This window comes from Paenibacillus sp. FSL R10-2199 (genome assembly GCF_038000235.1).
Taxonomy (GTDB): Bacteria; Bacillota; Bacilli; order Paenibacillales; family Paenibacillaceae; genus Paenibacillus_AQ; species Paenibacillus_AQ phytohabitans.
The window spans coordinates 1,462,907-1,489,704 of the sequence record NZ_JBBOBO010000001.1; the positions used below are offsets into that span (position 1 = coordinate 1,462,907).

At 52.6% G+C, this 26,798-nt stretch carries 27 protein-coding genes and 1 riboswitch; all 27 genes read left to right on the top strand.

The window, feature by feature from the left end:
- The first annotated feature begins 49 nt into the window (after window positions 1–49).
- Window positions 50–1,189 (top strand): type 2 isopentenyl-diphosphate Delta-isomerase, encoded by a 1,140-nt coding sequence (gene fni, locus NYE33_RS06435; protein ID WP_341065168.1) that lies wholly within the window; start codon window positions 50–52, stop codon window positions 1,187–1,189.
- Window positions 1,190–1,233: 44 nt separating this feature from the next.
- Window positions 1,234–1,704, top strand: a complete 471-nt coding sequence (locus NYE33_RS06440) for a GNAT family N-acetyltransferase (RefSeq protein WP_336103465.1) — start codon at window positions 1,234–1,236, stop codon at window positions 1,702–1,704.
- Between the two features lie 235 nt (window positions 1,705–1,939).
- Window positions 1,940–3,040 (top strand): redox-regulated ATPase YchF, encoded by a 1,101-nt coding sequence (gene ychF / locus NYE33_RS06445; RefSeq protein ID WP_341065170.1) that lies wholly within the window; start codon window positions 1,940–1,942, stop codon window positions 3,038–3,040.
- A 710-nt stretch (window positions 3,041–3,750) separates the two neighbouring features.
- Window positions 3,751–4,818 carry a peptide chain release factor 1 gene (gene prfA, locus NYE33_RS06450; RefSeq protein ID WP_039309100.1) on the top strand — a complete coding sequence of 356 codons (1,068 nt, stop codon included), beginning with the start codon at window positions 3,751–3,753 and terminating at the stop codon, window positions 4,816–4,818.
- Window positions 4,819–4,822: 4 nt separating this feature from the next.
- Window positions 4,823–5,878: a N5-glutamine methyltransferase family protein gene (locus NYE33_RS06455; RefSeq protein WP_341065172.1), complete on the top strand. Its 1,056-nt coding sequence runs from the start codon at window positions 4,823–4,825 to the stop codon at window positions 5,876–5,878.
- Between the two features lie 157 nt (window positions 5,879–6,035).
- Entirely contained in the window at window positions 6,036–7,220 is a 1,185-nt protein-coding gene (locus NYE33_RS06460) for an FtsW/RodA/SpoVE family cell cycle protein (RefSeq protein ID WP_042140260.1), read from the top strand.
- Between the two features lie 601 nt (window positions 7,221–7,821).
- A complete protein-coding gene (locus NYE33_RS06465) occupies window positions 7,822–9,021 on the top strand; it encodes an FtsW/RodA/SpoVE family cell cycle protein (protein WP_341065174.1) in 1,200 nt (399 codons plus the stop codon).
- A gap of 76 nt (window positions 9,022–9,097) precedes the next feature.
- Window positions 9,098–9,877 (top strand): stage II sporulation protein R, encoded by a 780-nt coding sequence (spoIIR, locus tag NYE33_RS06470; protein ID WP_341065177.1) that lies wholly within the window; start codon window positions 9,098–9,100, stop codon window positions 9,875–9,877.
- Between the two features lie 184 nt (window positions 9,878–10,061).
- Entirely contained in the window at window positions 10,062–11,342 is a 1,281-nt protein-coding gene (locus NYE33_RS06475; RefSeq protein ID WP_445669776.1) for an L-threonylcarbamoyladenylate synthase, read from the top strand.
- Between the two features lie 100 nt (window positions 11,343–11,442).
- A complete protein-coding gene (locus tag NYE33_RS06480) occupies window positions 11,443–12,015 on the top strand; it encodes a manganese efflux pump MntP (protein WP_042140256.1) in 573 nt (190 codons plus the stop codon).
- A 99-nt stretch (window positions 12,016–12,114) separates the two neighbouring features.
- Window positions 12,115–12,702 carry a low molecular weight protein arginine phosphatase gene (locus NYE33_RS06485; protein WP_042140255.1) on the top strand — a complete coding sequence of 196 codons (588 nt, stop codon included), beginning with the start codon at window positions 12,115–12,117 and terminating at the stop codon, window positions 12,700–12,702.
- A gap of 50 nt (window positions 12,703–12,752) precedes the next feature.
- A riboswitch (ZMP/ZTP riboswitch) is annotated at window positions 12,753–12,836 on the top strand.
- 98 nt (window positions 12,837–12,934) lie between these two features.
- Window positions 12,935–13,588, top strand: coding sequence for a TIGR01440 family protein (locus NYE33_RS06490; protein ID WP_081970317.1), 654 nt, complete (start codon window positions 12,935–12,937; stop codon window positions 13,586–13,588).
- Window positions 13,589–13,657: 69 nt separating this feature from the next.
- On the top strand, window positions 13,658–14,905 hold the full coding sequence (glyA, locus tag NYE33_RS06495) for a serine hydroxymethyltransferase (protein ID WP_076246363.1): 1,248 nt from the start codon (window positions 13,658–13,660) through the stop codon (window positions 14,903–14,905).
- Between the two features lie 444 nt (window positions 14,906–15,349).
- Window positions 15,350–15,979 (top strand): uracil phosphoribosyltransferase, encoded by a 630-nt coding sequence (gene upp, locus NYE33_RS06500; protein ID WP_020426095.1) that lies wholly within the window; start codon window positions 15,350–15,352, stop codon window positions 15,977–15,979.
- 67 nt (window positions 15,980–16,046) lie between these two features.
- On the top strand, window positions 16,047–17,207 hold the full coding sequence (gene wecB, locus NYE33_RS06505; RefSeq protein ID WP_039309304.1) for a non-hydrolyzing UDP-N-acetylglucosamine 2-epimerase: 1,161 nt from the start codon (window positions 16,047–16,049) through the stop codon (window positions 17,205–17,207).
- A 179-nt stretch (window positions 17,208–17,386) separates the two neighbouring features.
- Window positions 17,387–17,620: an AtpZ/AtpI family protein gene (locus tag NYE33_RS06510; protein WP_042140254.1), complete on the top strand. Its 234-nt coding sequence runs from the start codon at window positions 17,387–17,389 to the stop codon at window positions 17,618–17,620.
- Window positions 17,613–17,990 carry an ATP synthase subunit I gene (locus tag NYE33_RS06515; RefSeq protein WP_042140253.1) on the top strand — a complete coding sequence of 126 codons (378 nt, stop codon included), beginning with the start codon at window positions 17,613–17,615 and terminating at the stop codon, window positions 17,988–17,990. The genes NYE33_RS06510 and NYE33_RS06515 overlap by 8 nt, the downstream gene beginning before the upstream one ends.
- A 29-nt stretch (window positions 17,991–18,019) precedes the next feature.
- Window positions 18,020–18,787, top strand: a complete 768-nt coding sequence (atpB, locus tag NYE33_RS06520) for a F0F1 ATP synthase subunit A (protein WP_042140252.1) — start codon at window positions 18,020–18,022, stop codon at window positions 18,785–18,787.
- Between the two features lie 107 nt (window positions 18,788–18,894).
- On the top strand, window positions 18,895–19,107 hold the full coding sequence (gene atpE / locus NYE33_RS06525; RefSeq protein WP_036699216.1) for a F0F1 ATP synthase subunit C: 213 nt from the start codon (window positions 18,895–18,897) through the stop codon (window positions 19,105–19,107).
- 97 nt (window positions 19,108–19,204) lie between these two features.
- The gene (atpF, locus tag NYE33_RS06530) at window positions 19,205–19,693 is read left to right on the top strand and encodes a F0F1 ATP synthase subunit B (RefSeq protein WP_039309309.1); all 489 of its coding nucleotides are present in this window, start codon (window positions 19,205–19,207) and stop codon (window positions 19,691–19,693) included.
- Window positions 19,690–20,241 carry a F0F1 ATP synthase subunit delta gene (locus tag NYE33_RS06535; RefSeq protein ID WP_042140251.1) on the top strand — a complete coding sequence of 184 codons (552 nt, stop codon included), beginning with the start codon at window positions 19,690–19,692 and terminating at the stop codon, window positions 20,239–20,241. Before atpF ends, NYE33_RS06535 begins: the two co-directional genes overlap by 4 nt.
- Before the next feature lie 11 nt (window positions 20,242–20,252).
- Window positions 20,253–21,764 carry a F0F1 ATP synthase subunit alpha gene (atpA, locus tag NYE33_RS06540; protein ID WP_042140249.1) on the top strand — a complete coding sequence of 504 codons (1,512 nt, stop codon included), beginning with the start codon at window positions 20,253–20,255 and terminating at the stop codon, window positions 21,762–21,764.
- A 112-nt stretch (window positions 21,765–21,876) separates the two neighbouring features.
- The gene (gene atpG / locus NYE33_RS06545) at window positions 21,877–22,746 is read left to right on the top strand and encodes an ATP synthase F1 subunit gamma (RefSeq protein ID WP_039309316.1); all 870 of its coding nucleotides are present in this window, start codon (window positions 21,877–21,879) and stop codon (window positions 22,744–22,746) included.
- 124 nt (window positions 22,747–22,870) lie between these two features.
- Window positions 22,871–24,268, top strand: coding sequence for a F0F1 ATP synthase subunit beta (gene atpD, locus NYE33_RS06550; RefSeq protein WP_039309318.1), 1,398 nt, complete (start codon window positions 22,871–22,873; stop codon window positions 24,266–24,268).
- A 57-nt stretch (window positions 24,269–24,325) separates the two neighbouring features.
- Complete coding sequence (locus NYE33_RS06555; protein ID WP_039309326.1) at window positions 24,326–24,742, top strand: F0F1 ATP synthase subunit epsilon; 417 nt, start codon at window positions 24,326–24,328, stop codon at window positions 24,740–24,742.
- Window positions 24,743–24,936: 194 nt separating this feature from the next.
- Window positions 24,937–25,194 carry a DUF1146 family protein gene (locus NYE33_RS06560; protein WP_039309319.1) on the top strand — a complete coding sequence of 86 codons (258 nt, stop codon included), beginning with the start codon at window positions 24,937–24,939 and terminating at the stop codon, window positions 25,192–25,194.
- Window positions 25,195–25,392: 198 nt separating this feature from the next.
- Window positions 25,393–26,775, top strand: a complete 1,383-nt coding sequence (gene murA / locus NYE33_RS06565) for a UDP-N-acetylglucosamine 1-carboxyvinyltransferase (RefSeq protein ID WP_042140247.1) — start codon at window positions 25,393–25,395, stop codon at window positions 26,773–26,775.
- Window positions 26,776–26,798: the final 23 nt, after the last annotated feature.

Here is a 26,798-nt window from a genome sequence, read left to right on the forward strand (position 1 = left end):
TCACGCTACCGGACATATATGAATACAGGGTAGAACGGAGGAAGACAGCATGAATCATATGCCGCAGGACGGTGTGCCGCGAAGTCCGGAGCAGCAGCCGGGCACAGAGTACGGGTCAGCATCGCGGGCAGCAGGCACTGAGGGACATAAATCTCTGCTGCCTGACTCCAGAACCGGGGAGCGCAAGATTGAGCATGTGCGGCTCTGCCTGAATGAAGACGTTGCCGGCAGCGGAATTACAACCGGCTTCGAGCAGTACAGGTTCCGCCATAACGCACTGCCGGAGCTGGACTTTGAGGAGATCAGGCTCGGTACGGAATTTCTCGGCCGGGAGCTGCGGACACCGCTGCTGATCAGCTCCATGACCGGGGGAAGCGAGGCGACCGGGCACATTAACGCCCGGCTCGCCGAAGCAGCCGAGCGCAGGGGCTGGGCCCTCGGCGTGGGTTCTGTCCGCGCCGCTGTAGAGCGTGCAGAGCTGGCGGCTTCTTTTCATGTGCGCGATAAGGCTCCCACAATTCCGGTTATAGCCAATGTCGGGGCGGTACAGCTCTCCTACGGCTTCGGTGTAGAAGAGTGCCGCCGCGCGGTAGAGATTGCCGGGGCAGACTGGCTGGTTCTGCATCTGAACGGGCTGCAGGAGGTATTCCAGCCGGAGGGAGATACCGGGTTCGCTTCCCTGCTGAAGCGGATAGAGGCGTTATGCCGTAACCTTGAGATACCGGTAGGTGTCAAAGAGGTAGGCTGGGGCATTGACGGAGAAACCGCAGCCCTGCTGTATAATGCCGGTGCTGCCTTTATCGACGTTGCAGGTGCGGGCGGCACATCCTGGAGCCAGGTGGAGAAGTTCCGCAGTACGGACCCGGTACGGCGCGCGGCTGCGGAGGCCTTCGCGGACTGGGGGATTCCCACGGCGGAATGCATCGGAGAGGTGCGGGCCATCTCGCCCCGCGGCGCGCTGATCGGCAGCGGCGGGCTGAAGCATGGTGTGGATGCCGCCAAGGCGCTGGCGCTTGGGGCCGATCTGGCCGGCTTCGGGCGGAATCTGCTGGGTCCGGCCGTCAGCTCCGAGGAGGCACTGGACCAGGCGCTGGCACAGGTTGAACTGGAGCTGCGCACGGTCATGTTCGGCATCGGCGCGCCGGATCTTGCTTCCCTGCGCGGTACCCCGCGTCTTATCCGGCGCTAGAAGCAACCCGATGAATATGGAATTAAAGGAAGGGCTAAAAAACAATGATTAAACTGGTCCAAATGGACGAATCGACTTTTCAATTTTTCTTAAGACAATCCACCCGTGACTACGCAGAGGACAAAATAAAGGCCGGAGCCTGGGATGCTGAGACCGCCATGAAATTGTCCCAGGAAGAAATGACACGTTTCCTGCCCAAAGGACTCTACACAGAGGGAGCTTATCTCTATTCTATAGTAGAGGCTGAGAGTGAAGCTGAGGCCGGGTACATCTGGTTTAATGTGAACGAGAACCGGGGAATCCGGGAGGCGTTCATCTATGACTTTTATATTTTCGAACCTTTCCAGAGTAAGGGGTACGGCAAGCAGGCACTGGCTGCATTAGATGAAGAAGCCCGGAAGATGAATGTGACCCGGATCGGACTGCATGTCTTTGGCCAGAATGACCGTGCTTTTGAGCTGTACAAAAAAATGGGCTTCCTGGTTACGGATATTACGATGTCGAAGACTTTGTAGGTGCAGGGCCGGGAAATAGCGGTGAATGGTGTTGTGAGTTTTTTACATTATTTACATGTTTTTGGGTCCCCCAAAAGTATTTGATTAATCATCGAGGCTAAAGCTCCGCATTATGGGGTGGCGTTCCCTTGACATCCGCTGTTGCTGGAGGTTTTGTTCTAATATATAATGGTTTAGATCAGTACGGTAATTCATGCGGTGATCAATTCAACCGAAAATAGGAGTTGTCATATAAATGGCTTTGAAAGCTGGAATCGTTGGACTTCCCAATGTTGGGAAATCGACATTATTTAATGCTATAACACAAGCGGGGGCGGAATCCGCCAACTATCCTTTCTGCACCATTGACCCTAACGTGGGTGTCGTGGAAGTACCGGACGAACGTTTGGATAAGCTGGTCGAGCTGGTGCAGCCGCACAAGACGGTTCCGACCGCTTTTGAATTCGTAGATATTGCCGGACTCGTGCGCGGTGCGAGCAAGGGCGAAGGTCTGGGCAACAAGTTCCTGGCTCATATCCGGGAAGTGGATGCTATTGTTCATGTGGTCCGCTGCTTCGTCGATGAGAACGTAACCCATGTTGACGGCAAGGTAAATCCGATCAGCGACATCCAGACGATCAACCTGGAGCTGATTCTGGCTGACCTCGAAAGCGTCGAGAAGAAGATCGAGCGTTCCCGCAAAAACATCAAGGGCGGCGACAAGAAATTCGCTCAGGAAGTAGAAGTACTGGAGCGCGTTAAGGAAGCTCTTTATCTGGATCAGCCTGCGCGCAGCCTGGAATTATCCGATGACGAGCGTCTGATCGTGCGGGATCTTCACCTGCTGACCCTGAAGCCGGTGCTGTATGCGGCGAACGTGGGCGAGGATGAAGTGGCGACTGCTGAAGAGAACCCGTATGTTAAGCAGGTACGCGAATTCGCAGCGGCTGAGAATGCTGAAGTAGTGCCGATCAGTGCCAAGGTGGAGGCTGAGATTGCCGAGCTGGAAGGCGAAGACAAGGCGATGTTCCTGGAAGAGCTGGGTCTGCAGGAATCCGGGCTTAACCGCCTGATCAAAGCAGCATACAGACTGCTCGGACTCTACACCTATTTCACAGCGGGCGTGCAGGAAGTCCGTGCGTGGACTATCCGCAAAGGCACCAAAGCACCTGGAGCGGCCGGAGTTATTCATACGGACTTCGAACGCGGATTTATCCGGGCTGAAGTTGTAGCTTATACGGATCTGGTAGCAGCAGGCTCGATGAACGGTGCCAAAGAGCGCGGCCAGCTGCGTCTGGAAGGCAAGGAATATCTGGTGCAGGACGGCGACGTTATGCATTTCCGCTTCAACGTATAGACCATTTATAGTGTAGGGCAGAGAGGCCATCCAGAGTAGAGTTTATTACTTGCTGGATGGTTTCTTTTTGAATTTTGGATAAGGATAAGGGTCAGCTCCTATTTGTGGAAAACCCGAAAAGGCGGCTTCAGAAGCCGGGGGTACGATGAACAAGGGTTCGGCTGGGTCAGTGGCGGACGGCGAGCGTCTGCGGTCTGGTCTACCGTCTGGTCTGTCGCTACCGCCTGCCGCCTGTGGCGGAAAAGCAGTTGGATAATCTCCACTTGCTTATGAACAGAGTGATCCTTGCCAGGCAGTAGATGGAAAAACGGCACTTAATATTCAGCAAATAGATCACTTTCGAGGAAACGCCTGAAATTTAATGACGTTTATCCAATTAATTCCCTTTAACGCTGCAAAACACCGAAATTAAGATACGTTTTTCCAACTATTAATATCCATGGGAATGAGGCCGGGAGCGGCATCAGATATTTATTCAGTACCGGGTTATTTTGTAATCAGGACAAGCGCCTGATGCATAACTTGGCTGCAGCTTTTACATCATAAGGTGGCGCAGCTCAGGATTCAAAAGATTTCCTGATTCCGCGCTTTGTACTGTAGCCAATTGGCTGGAGTGGTGGTATAATATAAAGTCGTATATCTATTTTTGTTGTATCGACAATGTTAAGTATGTATAACCGAAGAATTTGAATCAGGAGAGGTGAATTCCCTTGTTGGACCGATTGCAATCCCTGGCGGACCGCTATGAGAAACTCAGTGAACTGCTTTGTGACCCGGATGTTGCAAACGACAGTAAGAAACTGAGGGACTATTCCAAAGAACAATCCGACTTGCAGCCCGCCTTTGAGGCGTATAGCGAATATAAAAATGTAATGGAAGAGCTCGAAGCCGCCAAGATGATGCAGGCTGAGAAGCTTGATGATGAAATGAAGGAAATGGTCAAGATGGAGATCGACGACCTGTCCTCGCGACAGGTGGTTCTGGAGGAGAAGATCCGTCTGCTCCTGCTCCCCAAAGACCCTAATGATGATAAGAATGTAATCGTGGAAATCCGCGGCGCAGCCGGCGGGGACGAAGCAGCATTGTTTGCCTCTGACCTGTACCGGATGTATACCCGTTATGCCGATACCCAGGGCTGGCGCGTAGAGCTGATGGATGTGAACACAAACGATCTCGGCGGATTCAAGGAAGTTATCTTCCTGATCAACGGCCGCGGCGCTTACAGCAAAATGAAGTTCGAAAGCGGTGCGCATCGTGTGCAGCGTATTCCTACAACCGAATCCGGCGGACGAATTCATACTTCAACTTCTACCGTTGCGGTTATGCCGGAAGCGGAAGAATTCGAAATTGAAATTCATGATAAGGACATCCGTGTCGACACCTTCTGTTCCAGCGGCGCGGGCGGACAATCCGTTAATACGACCAAGTCTGCGGTGCGTGTAACCCATGTACCTACCGGTATCGTAGCTACCTGTCAGGACGGCAAGTCCCAGAACTCCAATAAGGAGAAGGCGCTGCAGGTGCTGCGTGCCCGTATCTCGGATCTGAAGCGTCAGGAAGAAGAAGCCAAGTACTCCGGAGAACGGAAGAGCAAAGTAGGAACCGGGGACCGCAGTGAGCGTATCCGTACCTACAACTTCCCGCAGAGCCGTGTAACGGATCACCGGATCGGCCTTACCCTGCACCGTCTGGAGCAGGTCATGAACGGAGATATCACCGAGATCATCTCGGCACTGTCTATTGCGGAACAAGCGGAATTGATGGAAAAAGGAGAATAATGCTTTGAAACACGACTCTTACGTCATGTCGGAATTGCAAAGCATCCGGGAAGCCTTTGCGGAGGCTTCTTCTTTTTTGGCCGGGCACGGATGCAATGAGCCGCAGCGCAGCAGCCAGCTGCTGCTGGAGCATGTGCTGGGCTTGTCCGGAGCGGCATATTATATGGCGCTGGCTGATCCATTCCCGCCAGCGCTCAAGGCGCAATGGGAAACACTGGTCACCCGCCGGGCGGCGGGTGAACCGGTGCAGTACATCATAGGCGAGCAGGAATTCTACGGCCGAGCCTTCGAGGTTACGCCCGATGTGCTGATTCCGCGTCCGGAAACGGAGCTGCTCGTCGAGGCGATTCTGCGCTACGGCGCGGAGCTGTGGCCGGACGGGACGGTTGCGGTGCGGAGCGAAGCCGCGCAAGAAGCCGATGGGCCCGCGGGGGGAAGAGCCGCGGGCGGTCAGGCGCCGGGGCCTGCGCGGAGCGAAGCCGCGCAAGAAGCCGATGGGCCCGCGGGGGAGAGAGCCGCGGGCAGTGAGGCGGCGCGCCCGCGCGTCGTGCGTCCGCTGACCGCCGTCGACATCGGCGCCGGCAGCGGAGCGATCTCCGTCACGCTGGCGGCGGAAGCGCCGGCGTGGCGGGTCTGCGCTGGCGACATCTCGCCCGGCGCGCTGGCCGTGGCCGGGCGCAATGCGCAGCGGCTCGGCACGTCCGTTGACCTGCGGCTCGGCGATCTGCTCGAGCCGTTCGCGGGGATGGAGACGGATATTCTCGTCTCCAACCCGCCGTACATTCCCGGCGGCGACATCGCCGGGCTGCAGCGCGAGGTGCGCGACCATGAGCCGCGCACGGCTCTGGACGGCGGCGGGGACGGGCTTGATCCCTACCGCCGCATGATGGAGCAGCTGCCGCTGCTCCCGGCTCCGCCGCGCCTGGTCGGCTTCGAGCTCGGCCAGGGACAGGCCGGGCAGGTAGCTGAGCTGCTGGGGGCGGCCGGCCACTGGAACGAGATCATCACGATCGAGGATCTCGCCGGAATTCCCCGGCATGTGCTGGGGATCGCCCGCTAGCGTCCCCGTCCTGGATGCGGCTGCCAGTAGGCAGAAACCGCCAAACGGTGAAATTGTATTTATGCTGCCCCTTCCTTTACAATAGAAATGACGGGACCTCTGTATGCGGCTGCGGCCAGGTGACAAGAGGAACCAGTACTGAGTAAGGAGACAGAATATGCTTCAGAAGATTAAGAAGATAGACGGCGTCATCCTGGTCATTCTTGTGCTGCTGATGGTAGTCAGCATTTTCTCCATATACAGCGTTACCCACGGGCGCGACAAGCTGGACGGATCGCATATCAAAATGATCAAATTCTATATCCTGGGCTTCATCGCCTTCATTGGGCTCACCTTCGTGGATTATCGTCTGCTTGTTAAATATGCGCTATATGTTTACGTTACAGGCATTGGGATTCTGGTGCTGGTCAGCTTTATCGGTACAGAACAGAATGGCGCGCAGGGCTGGATTAAATTCGGGAGCTTCAGTCTCCAGCCCGCCGAGCTGTTTAAGCTGATACTGATCCTGTTTCTGGCTGCGGTGCTGGTCCGCAAAAATAAGAATAAGCTGCTGTTCTGGCGCGATGTCGTGCCGCTGGGTCTAATGAGCCTATTGCCGTTTTTGATCGTACTAAGCCAGAATGACCTTGGGAATGCGCTCTCCTATATTGTGATTCTTGTTGGCCTCCTCTGGATCGGCAATATCAAGTTCACGCACGCGCTGATCGGGCTGTTAATTATTGGCGGAAGCGCGGCTGCCGGAATCATGAGCTACATTCATTACCACGATGAAATCAAGGATTTCCTGACAGATATCGGCCGTTCCCACTGGGTAGAGCGCTTTGATCCGTGGCTGGTGCCGGAAGAAGCGACGGCCAAGGCAAGCTATCATACCAAAAACGCCAAAATGGCCATAGCCTCCGGCGGTATGAGCGGCGAAGGCTATATGGAGGGCAGCTCGGTACAGACGGATCGCGTGCCGTATACGTATTCTGATTCGATTTTTGTACAGATTGCCGAGGAGTTTGGTTTTGTCGGATCGGCGCTGGTGCTGCTGCTCTACTTTATCCTGATTCACCGGATGATTCTGATTGCATTGGAGTGCAAGGACAGGGGAGGGCCGTTCCTGATTGTCGGCATTGTCGCGATGATGCTGTATCAGATTTTTGAGAATATCGGTGCCTTCATCGGCCTGATGCCGCTGACCGGGATTACGCTGCCGTTCATCAGCTTCGGGGGAACCTCACTCCTGATCAACATGGCCAGTATCGGTCTGGTAATGAGCGTACGCCTGCATGGTCAAGAGGTAGAGGAGGATTTGCCGAGTCCTACAATCTATTCTTCTCCGGTCAAGCAAGGCTAACTGTATACTATAATATCTCTGATTCAATCAGAGGTAATCCGCATGCCGGGGCTCTTCGAAAAGGAAGGGTTCCGGCATTTTGTTTGTCTGTACGCCAGTACAACATCAGAACTTAAGAAGTGAGTTGATTCTCAAGCATGCAGCGATGGACATGTTCAGGTCCAAGGGGAAATTCAGTGATAGTTGTATACTGTACAATTAAAAACAGCGAAAAGGGTATGGTCGCACCGTATAACTGTAATCTGTACAACTAAATCTGCCCGAATCGCTGAGAACCCAGCTATATAAAGGAATTAGGTGTACGAAATACAACTAAACGGATAATTGGTTGAAAGTCAAATGTTTTAGCTGTACAAAGTGCAATTAAGCTACCGCATATCCTGTAATTGCGGAAATTGGATCACTCCAAGCCCTTGGCAAGCGATTTAGCAGAATGGTTGTCACCTCATTAGTTTAAGGCTGGTGCTATTCCCGGCTGGCAACGATCACATAAATTGTATTTACGCCCCCACTTGTCTTACAATGGAAATTAGTGGATTCGGTTCCCTGGGTATACTGCAGGAGGCCGGTCCATAATCCGCGTAGGTTAAGGAGTATTCCGATGTTACAGAGAATCAGACGGATTGACGGCTCCATCGTATTGATTTTGCTCTTGCTGATGTGTGTCAGTATTTTCTCGATATACAGCGTGACTCACGGGAGAGCTGACCTGGATGGCACACACATACGGATGATTCAGTATTATGTGCTGGGTTTTGTTGCTTTTTTTCTGCTTACCCTGTTTGATTACCGCCTTCTGGTCCGGTATGGACTCTATATTTACATCCTTGGGATCGGTATTCTGCTGCTGGTCAGCTTTTTCGGCAAGGTAAAAAATGGCGCCCAGGGCTGGATCGGCATCGGTGAATTAAGCCTCCAGCCGGCGGAGCTGTTTAAGCTGATCCTGATTCTTTTTCTGACCACTGTACTTGTCCGCAAACAAAGAAATCCGCTGCGCTTCTGGCGTGACGTGGTGCCGCTTAGCCTAATCGCCCTGGCGCCGTTCGCGCTGGTCATCATCCAGAATGATCTGGGCAATGCGCTCAGCTATATCGTGATTCTGCTTGGGCTTTTGTGGATCGGAAACATTAAATTCTCACATGCGCTGATCGGGATGGTTATTCTGGCGGGATCGGTGCTGGGCTTCATTCTGTGCTATGTCCACTATCATGAGCAGACGGTAAGCTTCATAGAGCAGACGCTGGGCCGGGATCACTTCGTCAGGCGCTTTGACCCCTGGCTGGTACCGGATCTGGCAAGCAGCGATGCGAGCTATCAGACCAAGAATGCCAAGACGGCGATTGCCTCGGGCGGACTCAGCGGCGAAGGTTATCTGCAGGGCGGCACGGTGCAAAGTGACCGGGTGCCTTATCTGTATTCTGAATCGATTTTTGTGCAGATCGGCGAAGAATTCGGCTTTCTGGGTGCAGCGGCGCTGCTGATGCTCTTTTTTATCCTGATCCACAGATTAATTGTGATTGCCCTGGAATGCAGGGACCGCGGCGGCCCGCTCCTGATTGTCGGGATCGTAGCTATGCTGCTGTATCAGATTCTGGAGAATATCGGGGCAATGACCGGGCTGATGCCGTTGACGGGGATTACGCTTCCGTTTATCAGCTATGGGGGGACCTCAATTCTGATTAACATGGCCTGTATGGGGATTGCCATGAGTGTGCGGCTCTACGGGCAGGATGTGGAGGATGATCTGCCGCTTCCGCTGCCCAAGCTGAAGGATGAGACTACTTTATTCTCAAAATCATAGATTACTAGGTTTGCAGTCTCTCATTCCCGGACATACTGGGAACATAAGAGTTTCAGAGGGAGAGGGGCTGTGCAAGATGAATAACGATCAGCTGGATAAAAGGGATTCTCTGCGGATTACATTCAAGTATACTGCCATTTTAATTTGTTTTTTTATGATATTGATGATGGCCTGGGAAGGGCAAAAAAGCGATGCTGCCGTAGCGGAGGTATCTATTCCGCAGGAGTCGATCCGTCTGCGTATTCTGGCGAATTCGGATGGTGCGGGAGATCAGCTGGTCAAACGCCAGATCCGCGACCAGGTGGTGGAGCAGATTAACCAGTGGGTGGCCGGACTGGAGGATCCCCAGAGTCTGGAGCAGGCGCGGGCGCTGATTCAGAGTCATCTCCCGGAGCTGAATGATCTGGTGGGCGGAGAGCTTGCGCGGCGGGGAATTGATTATAGCTATAAAGTCGAACTGGGCACCGTACCTTTCCCGACGAAAATGTATGGCGGCCGGGTCTATCCTGCCGGGGAATATGAAGCGCTGCGGGTCACGCTTGGCGCAGGCAAAGGTCAGAACTGGTGGTGTGTGCTGTTTCCGCCGCTCTGCTTCATTGATGCCGGCTCCGGTGATGCGGCAGCTGCGGAACCCGCTGCAGCCAAGAAGGCTTCGGCAATCTCTGCTAAGGCTTCCGGAGACGGAGCCAAGGTGAAAACGGCGGATGGCGGGGTTGATAAGGCTGCTTCCGGTGTAGCGGCTTCGGCCGGCGGGGACGGCGGTGCGGACGCTGATGCAGAAGCGCCGAAGGTGAAGTTCTTCGTATGGGAGCTGCTGCAGAATTTGTGGAGCTGGATCTGCGGATTGTTCGCCTAAGCCTTCCGGGAATTTGCGGAATGGCGGTTTACGAAATCTACAGTTTTCCTGCCGGATATGGTACGATAAATGCAGAACTTGAGCGGAAGTGGCTGCGGCTCCACCTGGTGGAGCCGTTTTTGGCTTTTTCCGGACGATGCAGTATTGAAGTGTGGAGTGATTACAGAGGAAAGCTTGTGATGAAATGACAGAGCCTAAGGATTCTTCGTTTGCGGTTCAGCGCCGGAGCGGCAATATAGATGCAACTCTTTATTGGAGTTTGACGTCCGGGATTACCGGACCCGGACCTGCTGCGGGGCAGGACATGCTTTCTGTTCCATCAGCAGAGAGTGACAGGGAGGCAATCGCTGCTGCGGCAGCTATGCTGCGGAGCGGGGGCACCGTTGCTTTTCCGACCGAAACGGTCTACGGATTGGGGGCGGATGCCCGGAATACCCCGGCAGTAGAAGCGGTATTCGCGGCCAAAGGCCGCCCCTCCGACAACCCGCTGATCGTGCATATAGCCCGGCGGGAAGAGCTGGAGGGCCTGGTCCTAGAAGTGGCTCCGGTCGCCTCGGCGCTGATGGATGCCTTCTGGCCCGGCCCCTTGACGCTGGTGCTGCCGGTCCGCCCCGGCGTCCTCTCGCCGCTGGTTACAGCGGGGCTGGATACGGTCGGCGTGCGCATGCCCGACCATCCGGTGGCGCTGGCCCTGCTGCGCGCCGCGGAATGCCCGGTTGCCGCGCCCAGCGCCAACCGCTCCGGGCGGCCGAGTCCTACGCTGGCCGCCCATGTGATGGAAGACCTCGCCGGATATATCGGCGGGGTTCTGGACGGCGGCGCGGCCGGGGTCGGCCTGGAGTCGACCGTGGTGCAGGTGCAGCCGGACGGGACGGTAGCGGTGCTCCGTCCCGGGGGCATCACCGCCGAGCAGCTCGCGGCGGTAGCGGGTACCGGGGCTGTGGCCCCAGCCCCGGCCCTGGCTCTGGCGGACGCTGCCGCCGGATATTCCGGCGGCCAGTCCCCGGCTTTGCCGCCGCAGGTGAGCGGCGGCGGGACGGGCGGCGCTGCTGCGCAAGCCGCCGAGGGCAGCAGCCTGGCGCCGCGCGCGCCGGGCATGAAGTACACGCACTATGCCCCGCGCGGCGCGCTTGGCATCGTACGCGGCTCCTCCCCGCAGCGCGTGGCGGAGACCGCCGCAAGCCTGCTGCAGGCGGCGCAGCGGGAGGGCGGGATCACAGGCCTGCTCCTCTTCGAGGAGCATAGGGCCCTGTATCCCGCCGACCCGGCCGCCTGCGTTGTTTCTCTCGGCTCGTTAGCCTCGCCGGAGGAAGCGGCCCGCTCCCTGTATGCCGCCTTGCGGCGCTTCGATGAAGCGGGAGCGACCTACATTCTGGCCGAGGCCTGCCCGGTCACGGGCCTCGGCGCTGCCATAATGAACCGGCTGATGAAAGCCGCCGGTGAAGCGGTGATCGACGCCGGTTAACAGCCTCTTCCCGGCTCTGCTATCCGCCTCATAGTCATGAATACCATCTTGTCCGCATATCGTTGTTGTACAAGAACTTACGGACTTTGGGGGTATATTCATGGGCATAGGCGGAATATATGAGGGCTGGGGCCAGCTCGTAACAGTTGCCATTATGGCAGTTGCGCTTGGAATGGATGCGTTCTCGCTCGGTGTAGGGATCGGGATGAAGGGTATCCGTCTGCTGCATGTGCTGCAGCTCAGTCTGCTCATTGCTTTTTTTCATGTGCTGATGCCGCTGCTCGGCTTGTTCACAGGCAGCTATGTCGGCCATCTGCTGGGTCAGGTGACCACCTATGCCGCCGGGGGGCTGCTTGTACTGCTGGGCGGACATATGATTCTGAATTCATTCCGCAAGGGTGACGGCGGGAGCCGGGCGGTGGATCACCGGACGGTATGGGGCATGCTGCTGATCTCGCTCAGTGTAAGTGTAGATTCCTTTTCGGTCGGGGTTTCACTGGGAATGTTTGTGAATAGCATAGTTATTACAGTGCTGGCCTTCGGTGTCTGCGGCGGCATGATGTCTATTACCGGACTGCTGCTGGGCAGGAGAGTAAGCCGCGGGCTCGGGGATTACGGTGAAGCACTGGGCGGAGCTATACTTCTGGCGTTTGGCTTGCTGTTCATCTTCTGATACAATAACGGAAATACAAATAAATAGAACATTTCATTGTTCAGTTCATTCGGAAGTTGTGGATTATCCGAAATTATATTTTTACCGGAGGTGGAAAGTATGCTGCATATTTTATTCGTCTGCACAGGAAATACCTGCCGCAGCCCTATGGCTGAAGGTCTTCTGCGGAAGCTGGCGGGAGAGCGGGGGATCGATGTGGAGGTGCGGTCTGCCGGAGTTTCCGCCATTTCAGGTACTTCCATATCCAGGCATGCTGCCGGAATCCTGCAGGATGAAGGCATTGAAGATCGTATAGTATCCTCGCAACTGACCGGAGAGGCTGTCTCTTGGGCTGATCTGGTGCTTACCCTGACCGGAGGACATAAGCGGCATTTGCTGCAATATTTCCCTGACGCAGTTAACAAGACTTATACTCTTAAGGAATATGTGCATACGCAAGAGTCTGTGAACGCCGATATCCGTGAACTGGATAGCCTGTATGCAGATGCCGAACTCAGCATTTCGCTGGGCGGAGAGCCGAGCGCCGCTGATATGCAACGGATTATTGAGATCCGGCAACGGATTCCGAGCTTCGATATCAGTGATCCGTTCGGCGGCTCCCGTGAAGATTATGAGCTGACGGCTGCTGAGATCCGGACTGCGTTGTACAGTTTACTGGATAAGCTGGAATCCTTACGGCGGTTGTGAAGGTGGTTGATTTTTCGCCGTCTATCCCTTAAGATGAAATAAATATTATCCGGTTCCGGTGTAACTGGCGACAAGTGTGGATCAAACCACGATGGAGCACCTGGAATAAACGGCCGGTCGCCTGGGCAAAAGAGCACATCCGCAGCTAAATCTGCGGACTGCTCTTTTTTGTTTAAATGTCGTATCTGTAGTGGGAATTGTGGCATTATCAACGCTTGAAGGGGGCGGTAAGATGGACGAAGTCCGTAAGCAGGATCTATGGGGAGAGCGCGCGTCCGGTGCGCCTTCAGCAGCCGGGCAACAAGCGGACAGTGCAGAGCTGACCCTGGACGCCGCAGCTGCGGCGGTAGTCCGCGAACTGGCGGAAGCGGGTAAGCTCGGTCCGGGTAAAATTCTCGTCGTCGGGGCCAGCACCAGTGAAGTGGCGGGTGTGCGGATCGGCACCGGAGGTGCGCTTGAGGTTGCACAGCTGCTGCTGCAGGGGATTACGCAGGCCGCTGCTGAATTTGGCTTTCATCCCGTGTACCAATGCTGCGAGCATCTGAACCGTTCGCTGGTGATGGAACGTTCTTTGCTGGAATCACTGGGGCTTAGGGAGGTTTCGGCTGTGCCGGTTCCGGGAGCCGGAGGTTCCATGGCTGCGGCCGCTTACCGCTCTATGACAGATCCGGTGCTGGCCGAGACTATAGAGGCCCACGCCGGTATTGATATCGGGGAGACGCTAATTGGCATGCACCTCCGCCGCGTAGCCGTACCTTTCCGGCCTAGCCTGCGCTATATCGGGGCAGCCCGGGTGAACGCAGCATGGAGCAGACCGCCGCTGATCGGCGGCGAACGGGCAGTGTACCGCACGCCGGAGACAAGCGGCTCCGCGAATTGTGACTGAGAGCAGCGTATATAACTGGTTTCGTCTTAACACCACATAAATTAGAGTAACAGGGAGGAAATAAGAAACATGGAACAACTACGTAAGAGTGACCCGGCAGTACTGGAAGCGATGGGCTTGGAACTGAGCCGTCAGCGTGCAAACATTGAACTCATTGCTTCAGAGAATATTGTAAGCGAAGCCGTAATGGAAGCCATGGGCTCCGTGCTTACGAACAAATACGCCGAAGGTTATCCCGGCAAACGTTATTATGGCGGCTGTGAAGATGTGGATATCGTGGAGAACCTGGCCCGTGACCGTGCCAAGCAGCTGTTTGGTGCCGAGCATGTCAATGTGCAGCCGCATTCCGGTGCACAGGCCAATATGGCCGTTTACCTTGCCGCGCTTAATCCTGGCGATACCGTACTGGGTATGAATCTGGCGCATGGCGGCCATTTGACCCACGGCAGCCCGGTTAATGCTTCCGGTATCCTGTATAACTTTGTGGCTTATGGCGTACAGGAGGATACTTTCCTGATTGATTATGACGAAGTGCGTAAAGCAGCCTTCAAACACCGCCCCAAAATGATCGTAGCCGGAGCAAGCGCGTATCCGCGGACCATTGATTTTGCCGCACTCGGTTCCATTGCGAATGATGTGGGTGCCTTGTTTATGGTCGATATGGCCCACATTGCCGGATTGGTTGCAGCCGGTGTTCATCCGAGTCCGGTTCCTCATGCCCATTTCGTTACAACAACTACGCACAAAACCTTGCGCGGTCCACGCGGAGGGATGATTCTGTGCAGACAGCCATGGGCTGCTGCTATTGATAAAGCGGTCTTCCCGGGTTCCCAAGGCGGACCGCTCATGCATGTCATTGCGTCCAAAGCTGTTTCCTTCGGTGAGGCGCTGCAGCCATCGTTCAAGACCTATGCCGAGAATGTAGTGAAGAATGCCAAGGTTCTGGCAGATACGCTGATCGGCGAAGGCGTTAATATTGTTTCCGGCGGTACGGATAACCACCTGATGCTGCTGGATACCCGTAATCTGAGCATTACCGGCAAGGATGCGGAGAAGGTGCTTGATTCCATCGGAATTACAGTCAACAAGAATGCGATTCCGTTCGATCCTACCAGCCCGTTTGTAACAAGCGGTATCCGGATCGGTACACCTGCTGTTACATCACGCGGTATGGACGAGCCGGCTATGGTAACGATCGGCCGGATTATTGCGAATGTGCTGAAGAATCCGAAGGATGATGCTAATTTGACCCAGGCTGCACGTGAGGTGGCCGAGCTTACTGAAAAGTATCCGATCTATCCCGAATTGCAGTATTAATATTAAGCTGCTTATTCTGCCTTTGCGGGTCCGGTTCCACCGGATTCCGCAAAGGTTTTTTTGATAGGTGAGATTTCAAATGTTTTGTGGCCGGTTTCTGTTGCATAATGTTCACAAATTATAGTAAGAAAATGGTATGAATTATCATGTAATAATCATGAAAGTTCATGGAATTTTCAATAAAAGTAGTGAAAGAAATGTGAATAGTATTAAAAGTGCCTAATGGCACAAACTAAGTTTTGTTTTATATCCAGAGGCTTGGGGGAATTTCCTAAACTTTCCGTGCAGCTATGAAATTTGCGGAGACTGCCTTTGCAGGCGGTTTTCCCCTTCTGTAGGTGAAAAGCGGCCTTGGTGATGATATAATAGACAAGATTTAGCCACGCGGGAAGCAAAGCGCTTACTCTGGCTATAAATAAGACTTACAATTACCGGAGGGACAAAATGGGAAAATTGGTGATTTGCGATCATCCATTGATTCAGCACAAATTAACATTTATTCGCGATGTGCGGACCAACACGAAAGAATTCAGAGAGCATGTCGATGAAGTAGCAACACTTATGGCTTATGAGATTACCCGTGATATCCCGCTTGAGACCATTACGGTGCAGACACCGGTGGCTGAAACGCAGAGCAAAGTGATCTCGGGAAGAATGCTGGGACTGATTCCGATTCTGCGCGCCGGTCTTGGTATGCTGGAAGGTGTCCTGAAGCTGCTTCCAGCGGCGAAGGTAGGACATGTCGGGCTATTCCGTGATCCGGAAACACTGCAGCCGGTTGAATACTACATTAAGCTTCCTACAGATGTACAGGAACGCGAGCTGATCGTAATCGATCCGATGCTGGCTACAGGCGGCTCAGCCATTGCGGCCATTACCTCGCTTAAGAACCGCGGATGCACCCAGATCAAGATGATGAACCTGATTGCTGCTCCTGAAGGCGTCGCTGCGGTGCAGGCTGCACATCCGGATGTGGACATCTATGTAGCCGCACTTGATGATCATCTGAATGAGCATGGTTATATTGTCCCAGGCCTCGGAGATGCCGGCGACAGACTGTATGGAACCAAGTAATAATACCCTTGAGGTATTAATAGAACAAATACAATTTCTGTAGTCTTCAGAAGAGAGGGTAGGGGTTATGTCCAAAATTAAAGTAATGACGATTTTCGGAGTGCGCCCCGAGGCGATCAAGATGGCGCCTCTGGTTCTGGAACTGAACAGACACCCTGAGCAGATTGAATCCATTGTCTGTGTAACTGCCCAGCACCGTGAACTGCTTGATCAGGTGCTGGAGGTATTCAAAATTACGCCGGATTATGATTTGGACGTAATGAAGGACCGGCAGACCCTTAATGAGATTACTATCCGGGTGCTTGAAGGACTAGAGCCAGTGCTTCGCGAGGTCAAACCTGACCTGGTGCTTGTACACGGGGATACGCTTACCACTTTCCTGGCCAGCTATGCGTCTTTCCTGCAGCAAATTCAGGTTGGGCATGTGGAAGCAGGTCTTCGGACATGGAACAAGCTTTCGCCTTATCCGGAGGAAATGAACCGTCAGCTGACCGGCGTGCTTGCCGATCTGCACTTTGCCCCGACCGATTGGTCAGCCGGCAACCTGAGACACGAGAACAAAAAAGAATCAAGTATTTATATCACAGGCAACACTGTAACTGATGTGTTTCAATATACCGTACAGCCGGACTACCGGCATCCTGTACTGGATTTTGCTTCAGGAAAAAGACTTATTTTGATGACGGCGCACCGCAGAGAATCCCAAGGCGAACCGCACCGTCATATTTTCCGTGCTGTCAAAAGAATCGCTGATGAATTTGAAGATGTAGCCATTGTGTATCCTGTGCACCCGAGTCCTGCAGTGAAGGAACCGGCGCATGAGATCCTCGGCGGACACCCTAGAATTAAGCTGATTGATCCGCTGGATGTCGTTGACCTGCATAATTTTTATCCGCATACCCACCTGATATTGACCGATTCCGGCGGCCTGCAGGAGGAAGCTCCCTCCTTTGGAGTTCCCGTGCTTGTGCTGCGTGATACAACCGAGCGCCCGGAAGGGATCGAGGCCGGAACATTGGAGCTTGTGGGGACGGACGAGGAGAAGGTGTATCAACGGACACATGCTCTATTGACCGATCAGAATCTGTATCAGTCCATGAGCCGGGCCGCCAACCCGTATGGAGACGGCAAAGCCTCCGAGAGAATTGTCAATGCGATTTTGCACCATTTCGGAGCTGTTAAAGAACGTCCGGAAGAGTTTCACAGAATGTTCACAAATAATAAATGATGGCACGACAACTAATATACTAAAGTAAATAAAAGCAGCATACAGTGAAACTGTACGGTTTATATGGTTTTGGTATGTTTTGCTGTGATTATTTTCATGTTTTCAAGCACTTTTGAGCAATTTTCGGTGAATTGACAAAGAGTCTGGATATTCAGTAAAATTAGTTGGGATTGTAGCCTATGAAGGAACAAAAGAACGAGGCCGGCCTGGGACGTATTGCTTTGGTTCTCGGGGGTGCAGGCAGCTTGCTTGCCGCTTACATTGTTATAGGTTTTTTTGTGGCAAGGTGGCTGCAGAACCTGATGGACGGACCTAAGCTTTGGCTGGCCATCGGAACAATTGCCGGGATGGTTCTCGGGGTTGTGAATGTTGCTTTGCTAATCAAAAAATTTCTGGGGGAGCAAAATGGATAATATGACTCCCGTAATCAATACCGTTACCAGGGTGACAGTAATCATTATGGCAGGCTTGTTAATGGGATGGGCTCTTCATCATGAGACCCGTGCAGTTACTCTGGGCATGTCGCTGGGCTTGCTGGCAGGACTCGTTAACTTTCGTTATCTTGCCCTCAAAGTAAGAAGGGTGACACAGGCGGTTGCGGATAAACAGAAAAGTTCTTTCAGCCTTGGTTTCGCTACAAGAATCAGTTTCGCTATTCTGGTCACCATGTTTTCGGTCAAAATCGAGCATTTCTCGCTGGAGGCAACGATTGCCGGCCTGTTCATCCCCCAGCTTCTATCTATTCCCGTGGGGATATATTTAGGAATCAAGAATAAGCTGTAGCCATATTAAAGAGAAAGGGGGATGATACTATGCACGAAATGCCTTTAATCTATGTTGGCGGAATACCGATTGACTTGTCAGCGGTACTGATGCTGGTGATCAGTTCGGTGATCGTGTTCGCTCTGGTCATGCTGTCCGTCCGCAACCTGTCTGTTGATAATCCGTCACGACTCCAGAATTTCATGGAGTGGGTCGTTGAATTTGTACAGGGACTGATCAGCAGCGCCATGGATTTGAAGAAAGGGAAGCCTTACATATCACTGGGATTGACGCTGATACTGTTTATCTTCGTCTCCAATCTCCTTGGTCTGCCGTTTTCCTTCATTACAGAAGCCGAAGGTCCGGTTCACATTTTTGGACATGTTATCGAAGCAACCAAAAATCTGACACATGGCGAGCATGTAGAGATTCTGTGGTATAAATCGCCGACTGCAGATATCAATGTAACCGCCGGGCTGGCGATTGTCGTGTTTGTACTAATGAACTATTTGGGAATCAAGCTGAATGGCAAACATTATTTCAAACACTATATTGAGCCGTTCCCGATCTTCTTGCCGCTTAACATCATTGAGAACCTGGCGAAGCCGGTGGCGCTTGCCATTCGTCTATTTGCTAATATTTTTGCCGGCGAGGTTCTGATCACCGTAATTCTGAAGCTGGGGATATTCAGTATCCCGTTCCTGGCTGTCTGGCAGGGCTTCAGTATCTTTGTTGGTGCGCTTCAGGCGTTTATCTTTACGATTCTGACGATGGTGTACATCGCGCAGATGACGATCCACGAGGAAGAAGCACATTAATGAACTGCCGTGAGGATAGCGGCAGCCGCCGGAATACTCTTCGCGGGAGATTTTTATATCATTAAGTCATTACAAAAAGAACCGAAATTAAAGGAGGATATTTACAAATGGAATTTTTGGCAGCAGCAATCGCGGTTGGTTTAGGCGCACTCGGTGCAGGTCTTGGTAACGGTATGATCGTCAGCAAAACAGTTGAGTCCATCGCTCGTCAACCGGAAGCACGTAACGCACTGCAGACAACAATGTTTATCGGTGTAGGTATCGTGGAAGTTATTCCTTTGGCCGCTACAGTTATCGCATTCCTGATCATGTTTACTTAATAAACCGTTTTTACGGTTTGGCGGGGAGGGCAAGTGCCATCCGCGCCTTACTTTTGTATATGTCCGCATGCCGCGGTAACGGAAAGGAGTGACCTCAGTGACTATCGTTTGGACAAATATATTGTTTTCCATTATCGCCTTTGGGATCCTGTATTTCCTGCTCAGCAAATTTGCATTCAGCAAGCTGTTCGGAATTATGGAGAAGCGCCGCGAAATGGTGCTGCAGCAAATGGATGAAGCAGCCAAGACCAGAGAACAGGCGGTCGCTTACGTAGAAGAACAGAAGCAGGCTCTGCAGCAGGCACGCCAAGAGGCGCAGGCTATCATTCAGCAGTCCCAGGTTACAAGCAACAATCAGGTTGACAAGCTTCTGGATCAGGCTAAAGCTGAAGCTACCCGCCTTAAGGACGAAGCAGTCCGTGATATTGAGAGCGAGAAGAACAAGGCTGTGGAAGCTTTGCGCAGCGAGCTGGGTACAGCATCGGTCCGCATTGCATCCAAGCTGCTTGAAAAAGAAGTTAAGGCTGACGGCGAACAGGAACAACTCGTTGATCAATACCTCAAAGAGGTAGGAGGCCGACCATGAGCCGCGATACGGTAGTTGCCAAACGCTATGCCAAAGCCTTGTACAGTGCAGCAGTGGATGAAGGCATTACACTTGAAGTGGAAGCCCAGCTTAGGTTAGTAGTCGAAGTGCTTCATTATGATGCAGAGGTGAAACAGTTCATTCTGGCACCGCGCATCTCGCAATCCGACAAGCTGAATGTGCTGCGCGGAGCGCTTAAAGGTAAAGTCTCGGAAGCGGTAATGAACATGGTAGAACTGCTGGTAGAGCGGGGCAGAACCGATATTTTCGCAGAACTGCTGGCCACGTACGTCAAGATAGAAGGGGACGCCCTTGGCATCGGCGATGCTACTGTCTACTCCGCCTATTCTCTGAATCAAGAGGAACAGGATAGTGTAGCGGCAGAGTTCAGCCAGCTTACAAACCGCAAGATTCGTGTTACCAATGTGGTGGATAAGAGCCTGCTAGGCGGACTGAAGGTCATCATCGGCGATACGCTGTATGACGGCAGTCTATCCGGCAAGCTGGAGCGTCTTGAGAAATCCTTTAATGATAAGCAAAGAAGATAGGGGTGAGGATATTGGGCATCAGACCTGAAGAGATCAGCACTTTGATCAAAAATCAAATTGAGCAATATAAAGCCGATATCGAAGTGGCCGAAATTGGCACCGTCATTCAAGTCGGAGACGGTATCGCCCGTGTCTACGGTCTGGAAAACGCAATGGCAGGGGAACTGCTGGAGTTCTCCAACGGTGTAGTAGGCATGGCGCTTAACCTGGAAGAAAGCAACGTCGGTGTTGTTATCCTGGGTGAATACACAGCCATTCGTGAAGGCGATCAAGTCAAACGTACAGGACAAATTATGCAGGTTCCGGTTGGGGAAGCCATGCTGGGCCGTGTAGTGAATGCACTGGGGCAGCCGCTTGACGGCAAAGGTCCAATTGCAACGACTGAATTCCGTCCTGTAGAACATAATGCACCGGGCGTTATCGACCGTAAATCGGTTCATGAACCGATGCAGACAGGTCTGAAAGCGATCGATGCCATGGTACCAATCGGCCGCGGACAACGCGAACTGATCATTGGTGACCGTCAAACCGGTAAGACTGCGATCGCCATTGATGCGATCATCAACCAAAAAGGCAACGGCATGAAGTGTATCTATGTTGCGATTGGTCAAAAACAATCTACAGTAGCACAGGTAGTAGAAACCCTCCGCCGTCACGGCGCGCTGGAATATACTATCGTTGTAACCGCGTCGGCTTCCGAGCCTTCTCCGCTGCTCTATATTGCTCCATACGCAGGCTGCGCAATGGGCGAATACTTCATGTATAAAGGCGAGCATGTTCTTGTTATTTATGATGACCTTTCGAAGCAGGCTTCGGCTTACCGCGAATTGTCCTTGCTGCTCCGCCGTCCACCGGGCCGTGAAGCATTCCCGGGTGACGTATTTTACTTGCACTCCCGTCTGCTGGAACGTGCGGCTAAGCTCAGCGATGCGCTTGGTGGAGGTTCATTAACCGCCCTTCCTTTCATCGAAACACAGGCTTCTGACGTATCGGCTTACATTCCTACGAACGTAATCTCGATTACCGATGGTCAAATCTTCCTTGAATCCGATCTGTTCAACTCCGGTCAGCGTCCGGCGATCAACGTCGGTATCTCCGTATCCCGTGTAGGGGGTTCCGCGCAGATCAAAGCAATGAAGAAGGTTGCCGGTTCCCTGCGTCTGGATTTGGCTCAATACCGTGAGCTTCAGGCCTTCTCCCAGTTCGGTTCCGATCTGGATAAATCTACGCAAGCCCGTTTGAACCGCGGTGCGCGTATGATGGAGATTCTGAAACAAGGCGTAAACCAGCCGCTTAATGTTGAGCACCAAGTGCTCAGTCTGTACACCGCTGTCAAAGGACATCTGGATGATATTCCTGTCAAAGACGTGAAGCGTTTCGAGAAGGAATTCCTGGCGTATATCGACAGCAGTGCAACTGAAATCCTTCAATCCATTACGGATACCAAGGATCTGACAGCAGACAACGAGGCAGCACTCAAAGAAACGATCGAGAAATTCAAAAGAGGCTTTGCTACAAGCTAATATATAGAGTTTGCTCAGTTACGCTTACGAAGTGAGCTTTGGCTGTGCCAAAGCTCAGCTTATGCTTACGATGTTAGCTTTGGCTACGCCAAAGCTCAGAGGTGGTGAAATCATGGCAAGAAGCATGCGCGATATTAAACGTCAAATTAAGAGCGTTCAGAACACCAGACAGATCACCAAAGCGATGGAAATGGTCGCCGCCTCCAAGCTGCGCAAAGCGCAGGAGAAAGCGGAAGCTGCGCGTCCTTACTCAGAGAAGCTTAAAGAGGTGGTCTCGAGTATTGCTGCCGGTACGCAGGATGTTCAGCATCCGATGCTGGTCAGCCGGCCTGTCAAAAAAACAGGGTATTTGATCATCACCTCGGATAGAGGTCTTGCAGGTGGCTACAATGCCAACATTCTGCGTAAAGTAACGATGCTGATCGCAGAGCGGCATAAGTCCAAGGATGAGTATGCACTGTTTGTTATCGGCCGCAAGGGCCGTGACTTTTTGCGCCGCCGTGAGTACCCCATTGTAGAGGAAATCACCGAGCTGTCCGATACCCCGAAGTTTGCTGACATCAAGTCCATTGCTTATTCGGCGGTAAACCAGTTTGAGACAGGCGTCTACGATGAGCTGTACATTTGCTACAACCAGTTTATCAATGCGATCAGCCAGGTTCCGACTGTAGACAGACTTCTGCCTATGGATGGTGTAGGAAAAGGCGAGCATCACGGAGCGACAGCTGCCTATGAATACGAACCTTCTCCTGAAGGCGTGCTGGAAGTTCTGCTTCCTAAATACGCCGAAACTTTAATCTACGGTGCTCTTCTGAACGGCAAGGCCAGTGAGCTGGGAGCTAAGATGACAGCTATGGGCAGTGCAACGAAGAACGCGTCAAAAATGATCGGAGAACTAAGACTTACGTACAACCGCGCCCGTCAGGCGGCAATTACGCAGGAAATTACCGAGATCGTGGCTGGTGCGAACGCGCAGTCTTAATATGAGTGGGTCCATGCCTCCGGGCTTGGCCCTGCCTTGTATTTATCCGCAGAAACGGATGATGCCTGTAAAGGGTAATGGACCGTTTCTACATATGTAACAGCTTTCGAGGAGGGAAATGAAGATGAACAAAGGACGCGTTGTGAGCATTATGGGTCCGGTTGTCGATATTGAATTTGAACGCGGCCAGCTGCCCGAGATATTCAACGCTATCAAAATTGTTGGGACTCTGAGCGATGGCCGTAACATGGATCTGACTCTTGAAGTTTCCAATCATCTTGGAGATAACCTGGTGCGTTGTATCGCCATGTCTTCGACAGATGGACTGGTACGCGGTATTGATGCCATTGACCAGGGAGGACCGATCTCGGTTCCTGTTGGTGAAGCAACACTCGGCCGCGTATTTAACGTGCTTGGTAATCCAATCGATAACGGCGCTGAAGTGGTGGCTGCAAGAAACCCGATTCACCGTCTGGCTCCTACATTCGATGAATTGTCCACTCAGGCAGAAGTTCTGGAAACCGGCATTAAGGTTATCGACTTGCTTGCCCCTTACGCCAAGGGCGGTAAGATCGGCCTGTTCGGCGGTGCCGGCGTAGGTAAAACTGTAACTATCCAGGAACTGATCAACAACATTGCACAGGAACACGGCGGTATCTCCGTATTCGCAGGTGTTGGCGAGCGTACCCGTGAAGGTAATGACCTGTATCATGAAATGACGGATTCCGGCGTTATCAAGAAAACGGCGATGGTATTCGGACAAATGAATGAGCCGCCGGGCGCGCGTCTGCGCGTAGCTCTGACCGGTCTGACCATGGCGGAATATTTCCGTGATGTTGAAGGCCGCGATACGCTGCTCTTTATCGATAACATATTCCGCTTCACCCAAGCGGGTTCCGAAGTATCGGCCCTTCTCGGCCGTATGCCTTCTGCGGTAGGTTACCAGCCTACACTGGCTACAGAAATGGGTCAGCTGCAGGAACGTATTACGTCCACTAAGAAAGGTTCTGTTACTTCAATCCAGGCGATCTACGTGCCTGCGGATGACTATACAGACCCTGCACCGGCTACTGCGTTTGCCCACTTGGATGCGACTACCAACCTGGAGCGTAAAATCTCCGAAAAAGGGATTTTCCCTGCGGTTGACCCTCTGGCTTCAAGCTCGCGTATGCTGGCACCTGAAATCGTCGGAGAAGAGCATTATAATGTGGCACAAGGCGTTAAGCAGCTGTTGCAGCGTTATACTGAGCTTCAGGATATCATTGCAATCCTGGGTATGGATGAGCTGAGTGAAGAGGATAAGGTCATTGTGTCCCGCGCCCGTAAGGTTGAGCGCTTCCTGTCCCAGCCTTTCCATGTAGCAGAACAGTTCACAGGCTTCAAAGGCAAATACGTGCCGATCAAAGAAACAGTACGCAGCTTCAAAGAAATCCTGGAAGGCAAGCACGATGATCTTCCGGAAGTAGCGTTCCTGTTCGTAGGTACGATTGAAGAAGCAGTGGAAAAAGCCAAAACGTTGTAATCTCGGCATGAGCCGGGTAGTGAGCTTTATTCTGTAAAGCTTTGAGGAGGAATGGAAGTGAATACCTTTTTGCTCGAAATTGTCACTCCGGAGCATCTGGTCTACTCCAAGCAAGTGAATAGCTTGACGGTACGTGGCGTGAATGGTGCACTAGGCATTTTGCCGGGACATATTCCGCTGGTAACTCCGCTTCAGGTTGCTCCGCTTAGCGTCAAAGCAGACGGCGTAACGGTGTCTATCGCCGTTCATGGCGGTTTCGTTGAAGTGCACAAAGATAAGGTAACGGTGCTGGCTGAAAGTGCTGAGCTGCCCAAAGATATTGATGTGGAGCGCGCTGAAGCGGCTAAGGAACGGGCTGAGCGCCGTCTTAAGCTGCAAAGCAAGCAAGATGAAATTGATCACCGCCGTGCTGAGCTGGCCTTGCAGCGCGCTGTAACGCGGATCAAAGTTTCGACCGGAAAAGGACAACAGTAGCAGAGAAGCGGTCAAGCCTAGGGCTTGACTGCTTTTTTGCTTACCCGAATCTAGCAGAGTATGAACATATCGTAAACACTTAGGCAGATAATACGCCAATTGTTTAAAAATTCGTAAAAGTACTGGATTCTTTTCCCCTGCGCAAGTATGATATAAGAGTCGATTTCCGAGTAACCTTACACGGGGGGCTAATGATGAACACAAGCTTATCCGCTGAATTGTCAAGTGCGATCGGCAGCAGCAGTTTAATTTCGATGGTAGTTTCTCTAGTCTGTGTCGCGTTATCCTGGTGGGCACTTCAGAACCTAAAGCTCGATCTGGTCATAAGATATCCCAAGAGTCCTCAGGGCAGGTTGCTGCATTTGCTGCTGGCCATTGTCCTCGGCCATTTCGTGGCCGGATTTCTGCTGGATTATCTGGGCTGGAGCGGACTTATCGCCCGGATGTTTTAATGACGGTTGGTTTGGTTATATCTGTCATAGGCCAATGCAGTGAAAAAAGTGTCGAATAATAAGGTTTTATTATGTCAACACTGAAGTTTAAGGAATGCGTCTGCACATTAGGCGCAGTGACGGAATATTCAATATTTTAACTGACGAATTTCAAACTCAAATTAATTTCAGAAATAATGGACGCGGAGGGAAACCGAAATGAGCAAATTTATCGTCCGCGGTGGCAACAGATTGACCGGGAGCGTGAAAGTTAGCGGCGCAAAAAATTCCGTACTACCGATCATAGCCGCCTCTCTATTGGCAGAAGAAGGAGTTAGCGTCATTGTGGACGCACCTCCGCTAGACGATGTAATCACGATTAGCAAAGTGCTGGAATCTCTGGGTGCAGGTATTACATACCAGAACGATATCATTGAGGTTGATGCCAGAAATATTACTTCCTGCGAAGCGCCTTATGAATGGGTGCGCAAAATGCGGGCTTCTTTCCTGGTAATGGGTCCACTCTTGTCCCGTATGGGGCATACACGTATTTCCTTGCCTGGCGGTTGTGCCATCGGGACTCGGCCGATTGACCAGCATTTGAAGGGGTTTGAAGCACTGGGTGCAGAGATCAGTCTGGGCCAGGGCTACATTGATGCGAAAAGTAACGGAAGGCTGCGCGGAGCCAAGATTTATCTGGATGTGGCCAGCGTAGGTGCAACCGAAAATATAATGATGGCTGCGGCACTTGCCGAAGGCATTACTGTAATCGAGAATGCCGCGAAAGAGCCGGAGATTGTTGATCTTGCGAATTACCTGAACGGCATGGGCGGTATTGTGCGCGGTGCAGGCACCGGAGTGATCCGGATCGAAGGTGTTGAACGTATGCATGGGGTAAGACATCATGTCATTCCGGACCGTATTGAGGCTGGAACCTATATGGCAGCTGCAGCAATTACGGGCGGCGATGTATATGTGGAAGGCGCCATTGCTGATCATCTGGGCCCGGTTATTGCCAAGATGGAAGAGATGGGCGTTACGGTTATTCCAGACGAGAACGGTGTCCGCGTTATCAGCGACAAGCCGCTGAAGGCTGTGGATCTCAAGACCTTGCCTTACCCTGGGTTCCCTACCGATATGCAGTCGCAGATGATGGCGTTATTGCTGCGTTCCGAAGGTACCTCTGTAGTTACAGAGACTGTTTTTGAGAACCGGTTCATGCATGTGGATGAATTCCATAACATGAATGCTGAGATTAAGATTGAAGGCCGTTCCGCCATCGTTACCGGTAATGCCCGTCTTGTCGGTGCCAAGGTGTGTGCTACGGATCTGCGTGCAGGCGCTGCGCTTATTTTGGCGGGCCTGGTGGCTGAAGGCACTACAGAGGTTAGCGGAACGCATCATATTGACCGTGGTTATGTGCATCTGGCCGAGAAGCTGTCGGGTCTTGGTGCGGACATATGGCGTATTTCCATGGAAGAATCAGCGGCTGCAACTGCAGCTGTGAAGGAAGAAGTACTTAAGCCGGAACCGGCAAGAAGTGAATCCTTCAAGAGCGATGAGGTCAAACCGCGCTTTCAGATTCAGCCGTCCTGGGTATAATAGCAATTTTTAACCTGAAGGGA

Coding starts and splice junctions, on each gene's coding strand:
- fni (WP_341065168.1), top strand. CDS start 50: ATGAATCATATGCCGCAGGACGGTGTGCCGCGAAGTCCGGAGCAGCAG.
- NYE33_RS06440 (WP_336103465.1), top strand. CDS start 1,234: ATGATTAAACTGGTCCAAATGGACGAATCGACTTTTCAATTTTTCTTA.
- ychF (WP_341065170.1), top strand. CDS start 1,940: ATGGCTTTGAAAGCTGGAATCGTTGGACTTCCCAATGTTGGGAAATCG.
- NYE33_RS06460 (WP_042140260.1), top strand. CDS start 6,036: ATGCTTCAGAAGATTAAGAAGATAGACGGCGTCATCCTGGTCATTCTT.
- NYE33_RS06465 (WP_341065174.1), top strand. CDS start 7,822: ATGTTACAGAGAATCAGACGGATTGACGGCTCCATCGTATTGATTTTG.
- spoIIR (WP_341065177.1), top strand. CDS start 9,098: ATGAATAACGATCAGCTGGATAAAAGGGATTCTCTGCGGATTACATTC.
- NYE33_RS06475 (WP_445669776.1), top strand. CDS start 10,062: ATGACAGAGCCTAAGGATTCTTCGTTTGCGGTTCAGCGCCGGAGCGGC.
- NYE33_RS06480 (WP_042140256.1), top strand. CDS start 11,443: ATGGGCATAGGCGGAATATATGAGGGCTGGGGCCAGCTCGTAACAGTT.
- NYE33_RS06485 (WP_042140255.1), top strand. CDS start 12,115: ATGCTGCATATTTTATTCGTCTGCACAGGAAATACCTGCCGCAGCCCT.
- NYE33_RS06490 (WP_081970317.1), top strand. CDS start 12,935: ATGGACGAAGTCCGTAAGCAGGATCTATGGGGAGAGCGCGCGTCCGGT.
- glyA (WP_076246363.1), top strand. CDS start 13,658: ATGGAACAACTACGTAAGAGTGACCCGGCAGTACTGGAAGCGATGGGC.
- upp (WP_020426095.1), top strand. CDS start 15,350: ATGGGAAAATTGGTGATTTGCGATCATCCATTGATTCAGCACAAATTA.
- wecB (WP_039309304.1), top strand. CDS start 16,047: ATGTCCAAAATTAAAGTAATGACGATTTTCGGAGTGCGCCCCGAGGCG.
- NYE33_RS06510 (WP_042140254.1), top strand. CDS start 17,387: ATGAAGGAACAAAAGAACGAGGCCGGCCTGGGACGTATTGCTTTGGTT.
- NYE33_RS06515 (WP_042140253.1), top strand. CDS start 17,613: ATGGATAATATGACTCCCGTAATCAATACCGTTACCAGGGTGACAGTA.
- atpB (WP_042140252.1), top strand. CDS start 18,020: ATGCACGAAATGCCTTTAATCTATGTTGGCGGAATACCGATTGACTTG.
- atpE (WP_036699216.1), top strand. CDS start 18,895: ATGGAATTTTTGGCAGCAGCAATCGCGGTTGGTTTAGGCGCACTCGGT.
- NYE33_RS06535 (WP_042140251.1), top strand. CDS start 19,690: ATGAGCCGCGATACGGTAGTTGCCAAACGCTATGCCAAAGCCTTGTAC.
- atpG (WP_039309316.1), top strand. CDS start 21,877: ATGGCAAGAAGCATGCGCGATATTAAACGTCAAATTAAGAGCGTTCAG.
- atpD (WP_039309318.1), top strand. CDS start 22,871: ATGAACAAAGGACGCGTTGTGAGCATTATGGGTCCGGTTGTCGATATT.
- NYE33_RS06560 (WP_039309319.1), top strand. CDS start 24,937: ATGAACACAAGCTTATCCGCTGAATTGTCAAGTGCGATCGGCAGCAGC.
- murA (WP_042140247.1), top strand. CDS start 25,393: ATGAGCAAATTTATCGTCCGCGGTGGCAACAGATTGACCGGGAGCGTG.